The 17684-nt window shown below is 60.2% G+C and carries 19 protein-coding genes; 2 read left to right on the forward strand and 17 right to left on the reverse strand.

Translation table 11 applies throughout. The annotated features are described in order from the left end of the window. Positions 1–25: 25 nt before the first annotated feature. From hemN to OC71_RS27010, 9 genes are all read right to left on the reverse strand, one after another. Positions 26–1408, reverse strand: a complete 1383-nt coding sequence (gene hemN, locus OC71_RS09625) for an oxygen-independent coproporphyrinogen III oxidase (RefSeq protein ID WP_041067816.1) — start codon at positions 1406–1408, stop codon at positions 26–28. A 212-nt stretch (positions 1409–1620) separates the two neighbouring features. Then, positions 1621–2304 carry a sulfite exporter TauE/SafE family protein gene (locus tag OC71_RS09630; protein ID WP_041067819.1) on the reverse strand — a complete coding sequence of 228 codons (684 nt, stop codon included), beginning with the start codon at positions 2302–2304 and terminating at the stop codon, positions 1621–1623. Further along, on the reverse strand, positions 2297–2509 hold the full coding sequence (ccoS, locus tag OC71_RS09635; RefSeq protein WP_041067822.1) for a cbb3-type cytochrome oxidase assembly protein CcoS: 213 nt from the start codon (positions 2507–2509) through the stop codon (positions 2297–2299). Before ccoS ends, OC71_RS09630 begins: the two co-directional genes overlap by 8 nt. A gap of 22 nt (positions 2510–2531) precedes the next feature. Beyond that, positions 2532–4982 carry a heavy metal translocating P-type ATPase gene (locus OC71_RS09640; RefSeq protein WP_041067825.1) on the reverse strand — a complete coding sequence of 817 codons (2451 nt, stop codon included), beginning with the start codon at positions 4980–4982 and terminating at the stop codon, positions 2532–2534. Positions 4983–5194: 212 nt separating this feature from the next. Beyond that, positions 5195–5734, reverse strand: a complete 540-nt coding sequence (locus tag OC71_RS09645; protein ID WP_041067828.1) for a FixH family protein — start codon at positions 5732–5734, stop codon at positions 5195–5197. 11 nt (positions 5735–5745) lie between these two features. After that, complete coding sequence (ccoG, locus tag OC71_RS09650) at positions 5746–7161, reverse strand: cytochrome c oxidase accessory protein CcoG (RefSeq protein WP_041067830.1); 1416 nt, start codon at positions 7159–7161, stop codon at positions 5746–5748. 222 nt (positions 7162–7383) lie between these two features. After that, positions 7384–7794, reverse strand: coding sequence for a type II toxin-antitoxin system VapC family toxin (locus OC71_RS09655; protein WP_041067833.1), 411 nt, complete (start codon positions 7792–7794; stop codon positions 7384–7386). Further along, the gene (locus OC71_RS09660) at positions 7794–8048 is read right to left on the reverse strand and encodes a type II toxin-antitoxin system Phd/YefM family antitoxin (RefSeq protein WP_041067899.1); all 255 of its coding nucleotides are present in this window, start codon (positions 8046–8048) and stop codon (positions 7794–7796) included. Before OC71_RS09660 ends, OC71_RS09655 begins: the two co-directional genes overlap by 1 nt. A 174-nt stretch (positions 8049–8222) precedes the next feature. After that, complete coding sequence (locus OC71_RS27010; RefSeq protein ID WP_084234174.1) at positions 8223–8423, reverse strand: hypothetical protein; 201 nt, start codon at positions 8421–8423, stop codon at positions 8223–8225. Between the two features lie 253 nt (positions 8424–8676). Here OC71_RS27010 and OC71_RS09670 point away from each other — a divergent pair, with 253 nt between their 5' ends. Then, positions 8677–9681: a metallophosphoesterase gene (locus tag OC71_RS09670; RefSeq protein WP_041067839.1), complete on the forward strand. Its 1005-nt coding sequence runs from the start codon at positions 8677–8679 to the stop codon at positions 9679–9681. Between the two features lie 54 nt (positions 9682–9735). Here the strand turns inward: OC71_RS09670 and ccoP (OC71_RS09675) are convergent, their stop codons facing one another. From ccoP (OC71_RS09675) to ccoN (OC71_RS09710), 8 genes are all read right to left on the reverse strand, one after another. Further along, on the reverse strand, positions 9736–10719 hold the full coding sequence (ccoP, locus tag OC71_RS09675) for a cytochrome-c oxidase, cbb3-type subunit III (protein WP_041067842.1): 984 nt from the start codon (positions 10717–10719) through the stop codon (positions 9736–9738). Next, positions 10716–10901: a CcoQ/FixQ family Cbb3-type cytochrome c oxidase assembly chaperone gene (locus OC71_RS09680; RefSeq protein ID WP_003175465.1), complete on the reverse strand. Its 186-nt coding sequence runs from the start codon at positions 10899–10901 to the stop codon at positions 10716–10718. The genes ccoP (OC71_RS09675) and OC71_RS09680 overlap by 4 nt, the downstream gene beginning before the upstream one ends. Before the next feature lie 6 nt (positions 10902–10907). Further along, entirely contained in the window at positions 10908–11516 is a 609-nt protein-coding gene (gene ccoO, locus OC71_RS09685; protein WP_041067866.1) for a cytochrome-c oxidase, cbb3-type subunit II, read from the reverse strand. Next, positions 11516–12958, reverse strand: a complete 1443-nt coding sequence (gene ccoN / locus OC71_RS09690) for a cytochrome-c oxidase, cbb3-type subunit I (protein ID WP_041067869.1) — start codon at positions 12956–12958, stop codon at positions 11516–11518. The genes ccoO (OC71_RS09685) and ccoN (OC71_RS09690) overlap by 1 nt, the downstream gene beginning before the upstream one ends. Before the next feature lie 481 nt (positions 12959–13439). Continuing rightward, positions 13440–14393: a cytochrome-c oxidase, cbb3-type subunit III gene (gene ccoP / locus OC71_RS09695; RefSeq protein WP_041067872.1), complete on the reverse strand. Its 954-nt coding sequence runs from the start codon at positions 14391–14393 to the stop codon at positions 13440–13442. Further along, the gene (locus OC71_RS09700; RefSeq protein ID WP_041067875.1) at positions 14390–14587 is read right to left on the reverse strand and encodes a cbb3-type cytochrome c oxidase subunit 3; all 198 of its coding nucleotides are present in this window, start codon (positions 14585–14587) and stop codon (positions 14390–14392) included. The genes ccoP (OC71_RS09695) and OC71_RS09700 overlap by 4 nt, the downstream gene beginning before the upstream one ends. A 3-nt stretch (positions 14588–14590) precedes the next feature. Continuing rightward, positions 14591–15199 (reverse strand): cytochrome-c oxidase, cbb3-type subunit II, encoded by a 609-nt coding sequence (ccoO, locus tag OC71_RS09705; protein ID WP_003223389.1) that lies wholly within the window; start codon positions 15197–15199, stop codon positions 14591–14593. Positions 15200–15209: 10 nt separating this feature from the next. After that, entirely contained in the window at positions 15210–16634 is a 1425-nt protein-coding gene (gene ccoN / locus OC71_RS09710) for a cytochrome-c oxidase, cbb3-type subunit I (RefSeq protein ID WP_041067879.1), read from the reverse strand. A 95-nt stretch (positions 16635–16729) separates the two neighbouring features. Between ccoN (OC71_RS09710) and OC71_RS09715 the strand changes: the two genes are divergently transcribed. Beyond that, positions 16730–17407, forward strand: coding sequence for an alpha/beta family hydrolase (locus tag OC71_RS09715; protein WP_041067882.1), 678 nt, complete (start codon positions 16730–16732; stop codon positions 17405–17407). Positions 17408–17684: the final 277 nt, after the last annotated feature.

The following is a 17684-nucleotide window of genomic DNA, read 5'->3' on the forward strand; positions in this document are numbered from 1 at the left end:
ACATCGGTTTCATGAGCAGGACGTTTCAGATCACCCGCGAGAAGCGCTGGCGGTTCTGTTGTTCCAGGTACGCGTCGAACACCATGCACACCGAACGCACCAGCAGGCGTCCGGCCGGCAACACTTCGATGCGCTCGCGCTCCAGCTTGATCAGCCCGTCGTTGGCCATGCCCTGCAGTTGCGGCCACAGCGCGCCGAAATAACCCTGAAAATCAATGTTGAACGCTTGCTCGATTTCGGCGAATTCCAGGCTGAAATTGCAGATCAGTTGCTGGATCACCGCGCGGCGCAGGCGATCGTCGGCATTGCACACCAAGCCCCGGCTGGTCGCCAGTTGCGCGGCGGCGAGGGTGTTCTGGTACTGGTTCAGATCGCTGTTGTTCTGGCAGTAGAGATCGCCGATCTGACTGATCGCCGACACCCCCAGACCAATCAAGTCGCAATGGCCGTGAGTGGTGTAGCCCTGGAAGTTGCGCTGCAGGGTCTGTTCTTCCTGGGCAATCGCCAACTCATCGTCGGGCAGGGCGAAGTGATCCATGCCGATGTAGCGATAACCGGCGGCGGTCAGTTGTTCGATGGTGCGCTGGAGCATTTGCAGTTTTTGCGCAGGGCTTGGCAGCTCGTGGCTGTTGATCCGCCGCTGTGGCATGAAGCGCTCCGGCAGGTGCGCATAGTTGAATACCGAGAGCCGGTCCGGTTGCAGGCTGATGACTTCCTCGACGGTACGCGCGAAATTCTCCGGAGTTTGCTTCGGCAGGCCGTAGATCAGGTCGATGTTGATCGAGCGAAATTGCAGGGTGCGCGCCGCGTCGATCACTGCACGGGTTTCTTCCAGGCTCTGCAGGCGATTGACCGCCCGTTGCACCGCCGGATCGAGGTCTTGCAGGCCGATGCTGACCCGGTTGAAACCCAGTTCACGCAGCAGGCCCATGGTCGACCAGTCGGCCTCGCGCGGGTCGATCTCGATGCCGTAGTCGCCGGAGTCATCATCCAGCAGATTGAAGTGTTTGCGCAGGTGCGCCATCAACTGCCGCAGCTCGTCATGGCTGAGGAAGGTCGGGGTGCCGCCGCCGAAGTGCAACTGCTCGACTTTCTGTGCCGGTTCCAGGTGACAGGCAATCAACTGGATTTCCTGTTCCAGGCGTTGCAGATACGGCTGTGCCCGCCCGCGATCCTTGGTGATGACCTTGTTGCAGGCGCAGTAGTAGCAAATATTCGCGCAGAACGGCACATGCACGTACAGCGACAATGGGCGCAGCGCCTTGCGACTTTCGCGCAGGGCGTGAAACAGGTCGAAGGTGCCGACCTGACTGTTGAATTGCACGGCCGTCGGGTACGAGGTGTAGCGCGGCCCCGCCAGGTCGTAGCGGCGGATCAGATCAGTGTCCCAACGAATGGCGTCGAGCATGCGGGCATTCCCCCGGATAGGCTGGCAGTGTGGCGAGTCTATCGGGGTGCGGCGACGGGGCTGTTGATTTGCATCAACGGCGGATTGGTAGTGACTGCTTTTGTGGCGAGGGAGCTTGCTCCCGCTGGACTGCGCAGCAGGCCCCTGGTTTGTTGTCAAATCGCGAGGGGGCGCTTCGCACCCCAGCGGGAGCAAGCTCCCTCGCCACCGTTTTAGTGACCCATCAACCAATGTTGATGCGGCCCCGGCAAAGTCCAGATCCCGAACAGAATCACCAGCAAGCCACCGGCCACGCGCACACTGCGTTTACGCAGCAACGCCGTCACCCGCTCGGCAGCCAGTCCGGTGGCGAGTAGCACCGGCCAAGTGCCCAGCCCGAACGCCAGCATCAACAACCCACTGTCCAGCGCATTGCCCTGGCTCGCCGACCACAGCAGCGTGCTGTAAACCAGTCCGCACGGCAGCCAGCCCCACAGTGCGCCGAGCAGCAGGGCGCGGGGCAAACTCGACACCGGCAGCAAGCGGTTGGCCACCGGCTGAATGTAACGCCACAAGCCACGGCCGAGGCTTTCGATACGGGTCAGGCCGCTCCACCAGCCGGCCAGATACAGGCCCATGGCAATCAGCAGCAACCCGGCGAGAATACGCATGAACATCGCCGCCGGACTGTTTGCCACCGCCCAGCCAGCCAGCCCGATCAGCAAACCGGCCGTCGCGTAACTGAGGATCCGTCCGAGGTTGTACGCCAGCAGCAGACGAAAGCGTCGGCTGCGTTGTTCCTTGGGAATCGCCAGGGTCAGCGCGCCCATCAGGCCGCCGCACATGCCCAGGCAATGCCCGCCACCGAGCAGGCCGAGGATCAGCGCGGAAACCAGGAGAGGCGCCAGCTCAAGCATGGGGTGGCGCCTTGTCCTGCGGCTGGTCGGATTTGGCTTCGTCGACGGCGGCGGTGTGGTTCGGGTCCTGATCATCGAACAGGATGCTGTGGGCCGGGCCATCAAGGTCGTCGTACTGACCGCTGTCCACCGCCCAGAAGAAGATGTACACAGCGATGGCCACGATCAGCAGGGCGGCGGGGATCATCACGTAAAGAGCTGGCATCGGTACTCCAGGCCCGCGCGGCTCAAGCCGGCAACGGGCGGGTTTCTGAACGGGTGCCGGCAACCGGCGCGCTCGGCAGGCGAGTCAGGCGCAGGGCGTTGAGCACCACGGTCAACGAACTGATCGACATGCCGACCGCAGCCCACACCGGGGTGATCCAGCCGAGGGCGGCGAACGGCAACATGAGGCCATTGTACAGCGCCGCCCACAGCAGGTTCTCGATGATTACCCGACGGGTTCTGCGCGCTAACGTGAAGGCGTGTACCAGCGCATCGAGGCGGTTGGACAGCAGCACCGTGTCGGCACTGGTTTTCGCCAGATCAGTGGCCGAACCCATGGCCACGCTGATGTCGGCAGCGGCCAGCACCGGCACGTCGTTGACCCCGTCACCGAGCATCAACACCTTGCGTCCTTGTTGATGCAACTGCTGCAACACGTGCAGTTTGTCGTCCGGACGCAAACCGCCACGGGCTTCGTCGATGCCCAGTTCGGCGGCGACGCTGGCGACCATCGGCGAGCTGTCGCCGGACAGCAGCAATGTGCGCCAGCCACGCGCCTTGCACGCGGCGAGCAGGGCGGGCGCATCGTCGCGCAGGCGATCGTCGAGGACGAACCACGCCAGCGCTGCCGAGTCATCACCGAGCAGCAGCCACTGACCCGGCTCATCCGGCATCGCCGGCAACGGCGCACCGCTGAGGGCGCAGACAAACTCCGCCTGACCAATGCGCAAGCGCTGTGTACCTACCCGTCCTTCGAGACCGAGTCCCGGCGTGCTGTGCACATCTTCAGCGGCCAGTGGCGCACGACCGAAGGCGCGGGCAATCGGGTGTTCCGAACGGTTTTCCAGGGCGGCGGCAAGGCTCAGGCACTGGTCGCTGCTGAGTGTGCCCAGCGGGCGAATCGAGCGCAGGACCAGGCGGCCTTCGGTGAGTGTGCCGGTCTTGTCGAAGATCACCGTGTCGATCTGGTTCAGGCCTTCCAGCACATGCCCGCGCGTCAGCAACAGGCCGAGTTTGTGCAGGGTGCCGGTGGCGGCGGTCAACGCCGTCGGGGTTGCCAGCGACAGCGCGCAAGGGCAGGTCGCGACCAGCATCGCCAGGACGATCCAGAACGCCCGCGACGCATCCAGTTCCCACCACAACAGGCCGATGGCTGCCGCCGCAATCAGCGACAACAGCAGGAACCACTGCGCCGCGCGGTCGGCGATTTCCGCCAGGCGCGGTTTTTCCGCCTGGGCGCGATCGAGCAGGCGGACGATGGCCGACAGGCGTGTGTCCTGACCCAGTGCCAGTACTTCGACGGTGAGCGCGCCTTCGACATTCAGCGTGCCCGCGGTGACCGCATCGCCCAGCGTGCGCGGTTGCGGCAGGTATTCGCCGGTCAGCAGCGATTCGTCGATGCTTGACTGGCCATCGAGAATCCTGCCATCCGCCGGCAGGATCGAACCCGGTTGCACCAGCACCCGGTCACCCAGGCGCAGTTCGCTGAGCAGGATGCGTTCGCTCTGGCCGTCGGTGTCGAGACGCAGGCACGAGGCCGGCAGCAGGTTTACAAGCTGCGCGGTGGCGGCGGCGGTGCGTTCGCGGGCACGGCGTTCCAGATAACGCCCGGCGAGCAGGAACAGCGCAAACATCCCGACCGCATCGAAATACAGCTCACCGACGCCGGTGATCGATGTCCAGATCCCGGCGATGTAGGCGCTGCCGATGGCCAGCGACACCGAGACGTCCATGGTCAGGTGGCGGGTGCGCAGATCGCGCATCGCGCCCTTGAAGAACGGCGCGCAGCTATAGAACACGATCGGTGTTGTGAGAAATAGCGCGACCCAGCGCAGGATCGTGTGCAATTCGGGGCTGAGGTCGATGTTGAATTCCGGCCAGGTGGCCATGGTCGCCATCATTGCCTGAAACCACAGCAATCCGGCGACGCCGAGCTGGCGCAACGCGAGGCGATTTTCGCTGGCCAGTTGCTCGCTGGCGCGGTCGGCCTGATACGGGTGGGCGACGTAACCGATGTGGCGCAGCTCGGCGAGGATCTGGCTCAGCGGCAATTGCGCGTCGGCCCATTGCACATGCAGGCGATGGTTGGACAGATTCAGTCGCGCCTCGGCCACTGCCGGCAGGGTGCGCAGGTGTTTCTCGATCAGCCAGCCGCAGGCGGCGCAACTGATGCCTTCCATCAACAGCGTGGTTTCGGCGAGTTCGCCCGCGTGACGGACGAAGGATTTTTGCACGTCGGCGCGGTCGTACAGCGCCAATTCATCGGTCAATTGCACCGGCAAGGCTTCGGGGTTGGCCGAGGCTTCGCTGCGATGCTGGTAATAGCTTTCCAGACCACCGGCGACGATGGCTTCGGCCACGGCCTGACAGCCGGGGCAGCAGAACTCGCGGGACTCCCCGAGCACGACGGCGGTAAAGCGACTGCCCGACGGAACGGGCAGGGCGCAGTGGTAGCAGGGGAGTGGGGTGGTCATGGCATCGTTGAGGGGGTAAGCCCTTGCATTGGGGTTGTCCGCTTGCCCTCACCCCAGCCCTCTCCCGGAGGGAGAGGGAGCCGATTGATGGAGGCCGGAAAAGAGGTGCATCCACGGATATCGTCACTGCCATACACAAGGCATGCGAGCGGCCGAAATCAGTCCCCTCTCCCTCCGGGAGAGGGTTAGGGTGAGGGGCTTCTGCAGTTTATTTATTTATCCAGGTCTTCAGCGCCCTGCAACGGTTCGTCACCGAGCAGCAGATCCTTGTCATGGCTGACCTGTTCTTCTTCGAACATGCGCCACACGTGGTCGTCCTGAGTGCCCAGCAATTCGACAAAACGCCGACCTTCGACCTTGTCGCCCAACTGGCCGATGTAACGGCCGGCTTCGGTTTCACTGCGGGTCAGGACAATCTTGCGATCCTTCTCCGGCTGGGTCGGCGAGATCAGGTTCAGTTCCAGGGTTTTCGGCTGGCTGTCACCGCTGAGGCGCAGGTCGACTTCGCCGGTGAGTTCATCCAGATGGACGTTGGCGCGCATCTTCAACTCCTGCGCCAACAGTTCACGGTCCAGCGAGCGGTTGATGCCTTTGCCGGCCTCGTAATAGTTGTCGTTGACCAGGTTGTCCGGGTTGTTCACCGCAATGGTCACCATTGACAGGGTCAACGTCACCGAGCAGGCCAGGATACCGATGATGATCCATGGCCAGAGGTGCTTGTACCAAGGGCTTGCGGCGTTTGCGGCGGGCATGTTCAGTTCTCTCAACGGGTTTGTGGGCCGATGAATCGGCTCTTGGCTTCAACGTGGACGCTGTCGTCGTCGGCGTCCTTGAGGATGAATTTCACCTCGTTGGTGCTCGACGGCAATTGTTCCGGTGCGCTCGACAACTCCACCGGCATGCTGAAGATTTCGCCGGCCGGGACCTTGATCTCGCGTTTGCCTTGCAGGCGCAGATCCGGCAGGCCGACGGCCTCCAGCACGTAGGTGTGGTCGCGCTGATCCTTGTTCATGATCTTCAGGCTGTAGACGTTTTCGATCCGGCCTTCGGCGTTCTCGCGGTACAGCACGCGGTCCTTGCTGACGTCGAAACCGACCAGCGAGCGCATGAAGAATGCGGTCACCAGCAGGCTGATCATCGCCAGCAGCACCACCGCATAGCCGATCAGGCGTGGCCGCAGTTTATGGGTTTTCTGGCCCGAGAGGTTGTGTTCGGTGGTGTAACTGATGAGGCCGCGCGGGTAGTCCATCTTGTCCATGATCGCGTCGCAGGCGTCGATGCACGCGGCGCAACCGATGCACTCGATCTGCAGGCCGTCACGGATGTCGATACCGGTCGGGCACACCTGAACGCACATGGTGCAATCGATGCAGTCGCCCAGGCCCATAGCCTTGTAGTCGACACCTTTCTTGCGCGGGCCACGGCTTTCGCCGCGACGCGGGTCGTAGGACACGATCAGGGTGTCCTTGTCGAACATCACGCTCTGGAAACGTGCATAGGGGCACATGTAGATGCACACCTGCTCGCGCAGCCAGCCGGCGTTGCCGTAGGTGGCGAGGGTGAAGAAACCGACCCAGAAATACGACCAGCCATCGGCCTGGCCGGTGAAGAACTCGATCACCAGTTCGCGGATTGGCGAGAAGTAGCCGACGAAGGTCATGCCGGTGACGAAGCCGATCAGCAGCCACAATGAATGCTTGGCGAGTTTGCGCAGGAACTTGTTGCCGCTCATCGGCGCTTTATCGAGCTTGATCCGCTGGTTGCGGTCGCCTTCGGTGACTTTCTCGCACCACATGAAAATCCACGTCCACACGCTTTGCGGACAGGTGTAGCCGCACCAGACGCGGCCGGCGTAAACGGTGATGAAGAACAGACCGAACGCGGCAATGATCAGCAGGCCAGACAGCAGGATGAAGTCCTGCGGCCAGAAGGTCGCACCAAAGATGAAGAACTTGCGTTCCGGCAGGTTCCACCACACCGCCTGATGCCCGCCCCAGTTCAGCCACACCGTACCGAAATACAACAGAAACAGCGCAGCGCCGCCGATCATCCGCAGATTGCGGAACAGGCCAGTGAAAGCACGGGTGTAGATTTTTTCTCGAGAGGCGTAAAGGTCGACGCTGTTGTTCGCGTTTTTGCTCGGCGGTGTGACGTCGTGTACCGGAATCTGGTTGCTCATCATTGCATCCCACGGCAGTGGACAAATGCCTCGGTCGATACGTGCCGACCGCGGTCAGAAAGGGGTGTTGCAGTGGCGCAATGATACGCCTGTCGCTCTAACTCAAGGGTGCGACCTTTGGTCGCGTTGGGAAAAAAGCATTATTGGTGTAGCGAATGCAGCAAAGCCTGATGCAGATCAATTGACTTGTTGAGTATGGACGGTTTTGCAGTGGCGGCTAATTCATTGCTCCCATGGGTTGATCAGGGCGACGCCGCTCGAGCGGAAATCATCGACATTGCGCGTGACCACCGTGAGTCCATGCACCAGGGCCGTGGCGGCGATCAACGCATCGCTTTCATTGGCCTGGTCGGGCACATGCAGGCTGGCACAACGCAGCGCTACTGCAGCATCAACCGGCAGGATTCGGGCTTCGAATGCGGGCATGACGTGACGCGTCAGCCAACTGCGCAACAGCTTTCCTTGAGCAGGATCACGCCGTTCCATTCGCAGGACTCCGGTTTCCAGTTCTTTCAGAGTAATGGCGGAAATGTACAGACGCGGGGCGATGACGCCTTTGGCCCAACTGACCACATTGGCATCGGCTTGCGGCTTGCGAAGTTCGGAAATCACATTGGTGTCGAGTAAATACATCAGGACAGGTCTACGGGACGATGAATGATGACTGCGCGCTCGGTTTCGAAATCGATGTCGGCAGCCTCCGGCATGACCAACCAATCGACAATGCTTGTGTTTGCGCCGCTCAGTTTCTGATATTCCTCAATGCTCAAAAGGACATGAGAGGCCTTGCCACGGTCTGTGATGATCACTGGACCCAGACGCGCAGCCTTTTTGGCGCTGCTGGTGTCCTGATTGAATTCACGGCTGGAGATGGTGGTGATTGCCATCATGGTTGACCTCTTGCAATACAGATGTAGCAACGTTACTACTTCGCCTTGGGGGCGGCAATCGAGGAAGACAGGACTCAGCCGTCCGTTGGTCGGTCCATGGCTGGCATAAGTCGAGCCAGCCCCGCACAAGGCGCAGGCTGGCTCAGGTTGATACAGACGTGCCTTCAAGACTCAGGGCAGCCTGCCACCGCCCAGGCTATCGAGACTGCCGGTATTTCGATGGCGTTTTGTGGTGCTTTTGGAATCGGGTTGTGACGGACTGTCGAATGTCGCGGTAATGGTTTCCACGGTTTTTTCCGATGATTCGGTTGGATGATCAGATTCAGTAAGAGGCTGATCAACCAGGAGACAGGTTTTGTCGTCATTCAACATAGCGGCTTCATCCTTGAAGTGGCTCCGATGCGGGTCACCGGGCCTTTGGCAGACCCTACAGAGCAAGCTGAAACGAGTCCATCTGGCATGTGTCTCAAAGTATTAATTTCAACGGCTATGCCCATGCTGTAGAAATATAATTAGTTAATTGAAGACTTTTAATTTTTTATTAATTTCGAATAGTTTGGTGTCTGTTCTGCAGCATGCTAGTTGCATGTTCGTGTTTTGAAAGTTAATGGAATAATGGAGTGTTATGAAAATCAAGGAAGTTAAAAAGCTTTTCGCTTGTCTGTGCCTGTTATCGCTGAGTTCTCTTGCCAGTGCCAATGAAGGTGTTCCGCTGCACATGGTATTTGCCTCGGACCCGCAATACCCGTGGACGGAAAAATCGGACGGTGGTGAAGATGAGCCGAGCGCGGACTTTGAAAAACGCTCGAAATGGCTGGTCGAGAGCCAGTTTGCGAGTATTGCGCAGTTTCGCAACGAAATGGGCGGCCAGGCCGCCGTGCCGCTGATGATCAACGGCGACATCACTGCGTTCGGCCATGGCTGGCAGCGCTCCTTCATGAAGACGATGCTGAACAAACACTTTGGCGATCAATTTCTCTATGGGTTGGGTAATCATGATTACCAGAACAACGTGAATGACTGTTTCAGTGAGAGTTGCGCGGCGGGCAGTATTGTCGATTATCGTGATCATCACGTGGATAAGGTCGATCAGTTCGATCTTGAAGTGAGTGGCAGCTTTTTGAATAAGCACTATCTCGGCAGTCTGGCGTATTCAAAGAATATTGGTGAAGTACATCTGGTGCAGTTGAACAATGAGCCGACTTACCAGGTGAAGATTTCCCATGCGCTGAATCCGACCTCGTTCGATATCAAACAGTCACTGGACTGGCTGGAAAATGATTTGCGAATAGCGCGAGCGCAGGGCTACGCGATCATTATCAATATGTACAAACCCTATGACTGGACAGGCAGTTGGGAGCAACAGAAGCGCTTTCGCGAAATGCTTGAAAAATATCAGGTGACGGCGATGTTTGCTGGCCATTACCACGGCGAGGGTGGCAGCCAGACCTACATAGGCAGTGTGCCGATGTTCCTCAGCGGTGCGGCCTCTCAACAGACGTACCTGACGGCCAGCTTTTCCAAAGACCGCAAGCAACTTGAGGTGAGTCTGGTCGAGGGTAATCAGTGGCGCCATCGTCAACCGGTGGCCACAGTACCGGTGAAATCGATCTGGGCCAGTCGCCCATAAAAAAGCCCCCGCCAGAGCACTGGTGGGGGCTTTATTTTGCGTCAGCCGTTGGCCTTATTGGGCCTCGGCTTCAGCGGGTTTGTCACCGTGAGACAGACTGTAAACATACGCTGCCAGCAAGTGCACCTTATCGTTGCCTTGCAGTTGTTCCTGCGCAGGCATCTGGCCCTGACGGCCGTAACGGATGGTCTGCTGCAGTTGGGCGAAGCTCGAACCGTAGATGAACGCGGCCGGGTGGGTCAGGTTCGGTGCGCCCATCGCCGGGGTGCCTTTGCCTTCCGGTCCGTGGCAGGCCACGCAGTTGGCGGCGAACAGTTTCTGGCCGTTGGCCGGGTCAGCCTTGGTGCCTTCCGGCAGTTTGCGGCCATCAAGTTGAGTGACCACGAAGGCTGCGACGTCGGCGACGCCTTGCTCGCCAATGACGTCGGCCCAGGCCGGCATCACCGCGTGACGACCGCCCATGATGGTGGTCTTGATGGTTTCCGGCTCGCCGCCCCAGCGCCAGTCGGCGTCGGTCAGGTTCGGGAAGCCATAGGCGCCTTTGGCGTCGGAGCCGTGGCACACCGAGCAGTTGGAGGCGAACAGACGGCCGCCCATCTTCAGTGCTTGTGGATCTTTGGCGACTTCCTCGATCGGCATCGCCGCGAACTTGGCGAAGATCGGACCGAACTTGGCGTCCGAGCGGGCCATTTCCTTTTCCCACTCGTGCACGCCTGTCCAGCCGGTCTGGCCGTTGGCGAACGCGGTCTGCTTGTCGTTATCGAGGTAGTTGTAGCCCGGCAACAGGCCTTTCCAGTTGCCCAGACCCGGGTACAGCACCAGATAACCGAGAGCGAACACGATGGTGCCCACGAACAGCATGAACCACCATTTCGGCAGCGGGTTGTCGTACTCCTCGATCCCGTCGAAGGAGTGGCCCACGGTCTCTTCCGTCTGCTCGCTGCGCTGGCCCTTGCGGGTCGACAGCAGCAGCCAGGTCAGGGAAAAGATCGTACCGAGACTGAGGACTGTGACGTACAGACTCCAGAATGTAGTCATTCTTTGTTACTCCTAGAAGCTTGCTCGACGTGCTTGATGGCTTCGGGATCATCCGCAAAAGGCAGCAAGGTTGCGTCTTCAAACTCCGACTTGCGCTTGGGGCTGAACACCCACAACGCCAAACCGATGAAGGCCACCATCACGACAACGGTGCCCAGGCCGCGAATCATCCCGATATCCATAAAGAATCACCGTTTGCTTTTGATGATGGTGCCCAGGCCCTGAAGGTAGGCCACCAGCGCGTCCATTTCGGTTTTGCCCTTCACGGCCTCTTTTGCACCGGCGATGTCTTCGTCGGTGTAAGGGACGCCGAGCGTGCGCAACACTTCCATTTTCCTGGCTGTGTCTTTGCCGTCGAGCTTGTTTTCCACGAGGAACGGGTAAGCCGGCATTTTCGACTCAGGCACTACGTTGCGCGGGTTGTACAGGTGCGCACGCTGCCAGTCATCGGAGTAACGACCGCCCACGCGAGCCAGATCCGGACCGGTACGTTTGGAACCCCACAGGAACGGGTGGTCCCAGACGCTTTCACCAGCGACCGAGTAGTGGCCGTAGCGTTCGGTTTCGGCGCGGAACGGACGGATCATCTGCGAGTGGCAGCCGACACAACCGTTGGCGATATAGACGTCGCGGCCTTCCAGTTCCAGTGCCGAGCGCGGCTTCATGCCTTCGACCGGCTTGTTGGTGACGTCCTGGAAGAACAGCGGAACGATCTGGGTCAGGCCGCCAATGCTGACGGCGATAACCATGAAGAAGGCCAGCAGGCCAATATTCTTCTCGACAGCTTCATGCTTCATCAGTGAGCTCCAACGACAGCGATCTGGGCGGCGGCTTCGGTTTCAACCGGGTTCGAGGCGCGCACGGTGCGCCAAACGTTGTAAGCCATCAGGAACATGCCGCTGGCGAAGAATGCACCGCCCAGGGCACGGACAATGTAGCCCGGGTGGCTGGCCTGCAGCGCTTCGACGAACGAGTAGGTGAGGGTGCCGTCATCGTTGATTGCACGCCACATCAGACCCTGAGTGATGCCGTTGACCCACATCGAGGCGATGTACAGCACGGTACCGATGGTCGCGAGCCAGAAGTGTGCGTTGATCAGGCCGACGCTGTGCATCTGCGCGCGGCCGAACAGTTTCGGGATCATGTGGTAGATCGCGCCGATCGAAATCATCGCCACCCAGCCCAGAGCGCCGGCGTGTACGTGGCCGATGGTCCAGTCGGTGTAGTGCGAGAGCGAGTTGACGGTCTTGATCGCCATCATCGGACCTTCGAAGGTCGACATGCCATAGAACGCCAGCGACACCACAAGGAAGCGCAGGATCGGGTCGGTGCGCAGCTTATGCCAGGCACCCGACAGGGTCATCATGCCGTTGATCATGCCGCCCCAGCTTGGCGCCAGCAGAATGATCGACATCGCCATGCCCAGCGATTGTGCCCAGTCCGGCAGTGCGGTGTAGTGCAGGTGGTGTGGGCCGGCCCAGATATACAGGGTGATCAGGGCCCAGAAGTGCACGATCGACAGGCGATAGGAGTAGATCGGGCGTTCGGCCTGTTTCGGCACGAAGTAGTACATCATCCCGAGGAAGCCGGTGGTCAGGAAGAAACCCACGGCGTTGTGGCCGTACCACCACTGGATCATCGCGTCGGTCGCGCCCGAGTAGGCGGAGTAGGACTTGAAGAAACTCACCGGCAGGGAGGCGTGGTTGACGATGTGCAGCATCGCGGTCACGACGATGAACGCGCCGTAGAACCAGTTACCGACATAGATGTGCTTGGTCTTGCGCTTGGTGATGGTGCCGAAGAACACCAGCCCGTAGGAGACCCAGACAATGGCCAGCAGAATGGCGAGCGGCCATTCCAGTTCGGCGTATTCCTTGGTGGTGGTGTAACCCAGCGGCAAGGTAATGATTGCGCCGACGATAACCGCCTGCCAGCCCCAGAAGGTGAAGGCTGCGAGGCTGTCGGAGATCAGTCGCGTCTGGCAGGTTCGCTGCACGACATAGTAGGAAGTGGCAAACAGTGCACAACCACCGAAGGCGAAAATCACCAGGTTTGTGTGCAACGGGCGCAGGCGTCCAAAGCTCGTCCACGGCAGACCGAAGTTCAACTCCGGCCAGACCAGTTGCGAGGCGATGAAGACACCAAGCCCCATGCCAAGGATCCCCCAGACCACCGTCATGATGGCGAACTGGCGGACTACCTTATAGTTATAAGCAGTCGGACTGATTGCTGTGCTCATTCTAAGGTTCCACGGTTTGGGTGTTTTATTAGGATTAAAATCGGCCGCAAGTATGCAGAGAGCAGGGGGTCATTGCAACGCGCCATGACCTGGGTCAATGCTTTCCAACGCTGATTCTGCGGCCTTTCCATACGCCGCGTAAGGACAAAATCGGCCTCGGACAAAATGTCGCAGCGGACGAAAAAAGCGAGGGGTTCAGGTCAGATGTAACGAGGTGTGTTCCAACGCAGTGATCGGGTGACGGACGGTCATCGACGCGACAGCCGGTATCTACCGGGCTTTGCGCCCTGTCAGTCAGGCGATTTGTCGAACACATCGCTCAAGGTCGACCTGGAACCGGCACGGGCCAGTCCGCATCGAGCAAGCGTAGACCCGAATTGGAGGATTCGAAAGGAGAGGGTGTGACGGGGTGCGACAATGCGTCGCAAAGGGGCGGGGTGCTGCCGCACCGAGAACGATGCGGCAGAGGTGTGCGCAATACTTATTGCTTGTTGTCTTCGGTAATCAGTTTTTCTGTATTCAATCCGTGTGACAGGCTGTACACATAAGCGGCCAGCAATTGCACTTTATCGTTGCCCAGCAATTCGTTCTGCGCTGGCATATGGCCTTGGCGACCATGGCGAATGGTCTGCTCAAGCTGCGTCAGGCTGGTGCCGTAGATAAATCCGGCCGGGTGCGTCAGGTTCGGCGCACCCATGGCTTCAGTGCCTTGGCCGGTTGCCCCATGACAGGCTACGCAGGTGGTGCTGAACGCTTGCTGTCCGGCCTGCAGGTCAGCCTTGCTGTCGGCCGGCAGCGGCAGGCCGGCCAGTTCGTGACGCACATACGCCGCGACGTTCTTTACACCTGTCTCGCCGAGCACTTCGCCCCAGGCCGGCATCGCCGCCATCCGCCCACCCATGATGGTGGTCTTGATGGTCTCGGCACTGCCGCCCCAGCGCCAGTCCTTGTCCGCCAGGTTGGGGAAACCGAACGCGCCCTTGGCGTCGGAACCGTGGCACACCGAGCAGTTGGAGGCGAACAGTCGGCCACCCATTTTCAGCGCCTGCGGATCCTTCGCCACTTCTTCCACCGGCATGGCGGCGAACTTGGCGAAGATCGGCCCGAATTTGGCGTCGGCCTTGCTCATTTCCTTTTCCCATTCGTGGACGCCGGTCCAGCCGTCCTCGTAGCCGGGCAGAATGCCTTTCCAGTTGCCCAGGCCCGGATACAGGATCAGATAGCCCACGGAAAACACCAGCGTGCCGGCGAACAGCATGAACCACCACTGCGGCAGCGGGTTGTCGTACTCCTCGATGCCGTCGAAGCTGTGGCCCATGGTCTGGTCGACGCTGCCCTTGGTCTCGCCCCGGCGCGTGCCGATCAGCAGCCAGGTCAGGCCGATCAGGCTGCCGATGGTCAGTACGCAGATCCACGTACTCCAGAAGGTGGTCATGGCCGGGTACTCCTTGTTTCAGATGCGGGGGTAGTGTCGGGTTGCGGCTCGTCGGCGAACGGCAGCAGACGTGCTTCGGCAAACTCCGGGGTGCGCTTGCGATTGAATACCCACAAGGTCAGACCGACGAAGGCGACGAACACCACGACCGTGCCGAGGCCACGTATGAGGCCTGTGCTCATTTCAATGACCATGGCTCACCTCTTGCTCTTGATCGCAGTGCCAAGCACTTGCAGGTAGGAGACGAGGGCGTCCATCTCGGTCTTGCCCTTGAGGCTGGCGACCGCGCCGCTGATGTCATCGTCGGTGTACGGCACGCCGAGGGTGCGCATGGTCTTGAGCTTGGTTTCGGTGTGGCTGCTGTCGACCGCTTGCGTGACCAGCCACGGGTAGGCCGGCATTTTCGACTCGGGTACCACGTTGCGCGGGTTGTACAAGTGCGCGCGGTGCCAGTCATCCGAGTAACGCGCGCCGACGCGGGCCAGGTCCGGCCCGGTACGCTTGGAACCCCAGAGGAACGGGTGATCCCACACGCTTTCGCCGGCCACCGAGTAGTGCCCGTAGCGTTCGGTTTCAGCGCGGAACGGGCGGATCATCTGCGAGTGGCAACCGACGCAGCCTTCGCGGATGTAGATGTCGCGGCCTTCCAGTTGCAGCGCGGTGTAGGGCTTCATGCCTTCCACCGGTTTGTTGGTGACGTCCTGGAAGAACAGCGGGACGATCTGGGTCAGGCCGCCGATGCTCACGGCAAACACCATCAGCAGCATCAGCAGGCCGACGTTCTTTTCAATCGTTTCGTGTTTCATGGCGGACTCCTCAGGCCATCTGCGCGGCAGCAACGACGTCAGCAGGCTGCGAGGCCCGCACGGTGCGCCAGGTGTTGTAAGCCATCAGGAACATGCCGCTGAGGAAGATCGCCCCACCCACCAGACGTACGATGAAGCCTGGGTGGCTGGCCACCAGGGTTTCGACGAAGGAGTAGGTCAGCGTGCCGTCCTCGTTGACTGCGCGCCACATCAGGCCCTGGGCGATACCGTTGACCCACATCGAGGCGATGTACAGCACGGTGCCGATGGTCGCGAGCCAGAAGTGCGCGTTGATCAGGCCGATGCTGTGCATCTGCTCTTTGCCGAAGACTTTCGGGATCATGTGGTACAGCGCGCCGATGGAAATCATCGCTACCCAGCCGAGCGCGCCGGCGTGAACGTGGCCGATGGTCCAGTCGGTGTAGTGGGAGAGGGCGTTTACAGTCTTGATCGCCATCATCGGACCTTCGAAGGTCGACATGCCGTAGAACGCCAGCGACACCACGAGGAAGCGCAGGATCGGGTCGCTGCGCAACTTATGCCAGGCGCCCGAGAGGGTCATCATGCCGTTGATCATGCCGCCCCAGCTCGGTGCCAGCAGAATCAGCGACATCACCATGCCCAGCGACTGTGCCCAGTCCGGCAGCGCGGTGTAGTGCAGGTGGTGCGGGCCGGCCCAGATGTACAGGGTGATCAGCGCCCAGAAGTGCACGATCGACAGGCGATACGAATACACCGGACGTTCGGCCTGTTTCGGCACGAAGTAGTACATCATCCCGAGGAAACCGGCGGTGAGGAAAAAGCCTACGGCGTTGTGGCCGTACCACCATTGCACCATCGCGTCGGTCGCACCGGCGTACACCGAGTAGGACTTGGTGAAGCTCACCGGCAACTCGAGGTTGTTGACGATGTGCAGGATCGCCACGGTGATGATGAACGCGCCGAAGAACCAGTTGCCCACATAAATGTGCTTGGTCTTGCGCTGCATGATCGTGCCGAAGAACACGATGGCGTAGGCGACCCAGACGATGGTGATCAGGATGTCGATCGGCCATTCCAGCTCGGCGTATTCCTTGGAGCTGGTATAACCCAGCGGCAGGCTGATCGCCGCCAGCAGGATCACCAGTTGCCAGCCCCAGAAGCAGAACGCGGCGATTTTCGGCGCGAACAATTGCGTCTGGCAGGTGCGCTGCACCGAGTAGAACGAACTGGCGAACAGCGCACAGCCACCGAAGGCGAAGATCACCGCGTTGGTGTGCAGCGGGCGCAGACGGCCGAAACTGGTCCAGGGCAAATTGAAGTTGAGTTCAGGCCAGACCAATTGGGCCGCGAGAAAAACCCCGAGCCCCATGCCGACGATGCCCCACACCACCGTCATAATGGCGAATTGGCGGACCACCTTGTAGTTGTAGGCGGTACTGATAGAAGTGTTCATGGTTCCCCATCCACGGTTCAGCCGAAGTGAGCGCGCGCAGAAAACGCCGCGAATCCTTCGCCTGGAGTTATAGGCAGACTAAAAGCGAGGCAAGCATGGACAAACAGCACAAGGCCAGTATTGACGGGGATCAATGGGCGCAGTGCGTGCGGGATCATGGGTGGCTTTGGGATGCTGCGTCGGGCAAGGCTTCGGCGACATTGATCCTGGCCCATGGGGCGGGTGCGCCGATGGACAGTGACTGGATGACGGATATGGCTGGGCGCCTTGCTGGATTGGGCGTGAACGTGTTGCGGTTTGAGTTTCCTTATATGGCGCAGCGGCGGGTTGATGGCAGTAAACGCCCGCCGAATCCGGCGCCGAAACTGCTTGAGTGCTGGCGCGAAGTGTTCGCTGAAGTGCGACGTCATGTCGCTGGGGTTTTGGCGGTTGGCGGGAAGTCGATGGGGGGGCGGATGGCCAGTCTTTTGGCCGATGAGTTGGGGGCTGATGCGCTTGTCTGTCTTGGATATCCGTTTTATGCGGTTGGGAAACCGGAGAAACCTCGGGTTGAGCATCTGGCTTCTTTGCGGATTCGGACGTTGATTGTTCAGGGGGAGCGGGATGCTCTTGGCAATCGGGACGCTGTCGAGGCTTACGATCTATCGCCGAGTATTGAGGTGTTTTGGTTGGCCTCTGGGGATCATGATTTGAAGCCGCTCAAGGTTTCTGGGTTTACGCATTCGGACCATTTGGCTTCGGCTGCGGAGACGGTTGCCGGGTTTCTTCGGTGAGGTTTGGTTTTGGGGTGTATATCCGTTGCTGCGGTTATGGCTGCTTAGGGTTCCGCCCTTACGGCGGGTCACTTTTGGCAAACGCCCCAAAAGTAACCAAAAGGTCTTGCTCCTACGTCCGGCCCGCTCGCTGAGGCTCGGGGTCCCTTCGCTCCGGGATTGATCCGGGGGCAGCGCCTACGGTTTGCTTCGCTGCACCTCCTCTCGCTGTGTTTGGCTGCGCCAAACGGTCGCTGCGCTCCCACCCCCGGATCAATCCCTCCACTCAGCCTGCCGA

This window comes from Pseudomonas sp. W15Feb9B, from assembly GCF_000828175.1.
GTDB lineage: Bacteria > Pseudomonadota > Gammaproteobacteria > Pseudomonadales > Pseudomonadaceae > Aquipseudomonas > Aquipseudomonas parakoreensis.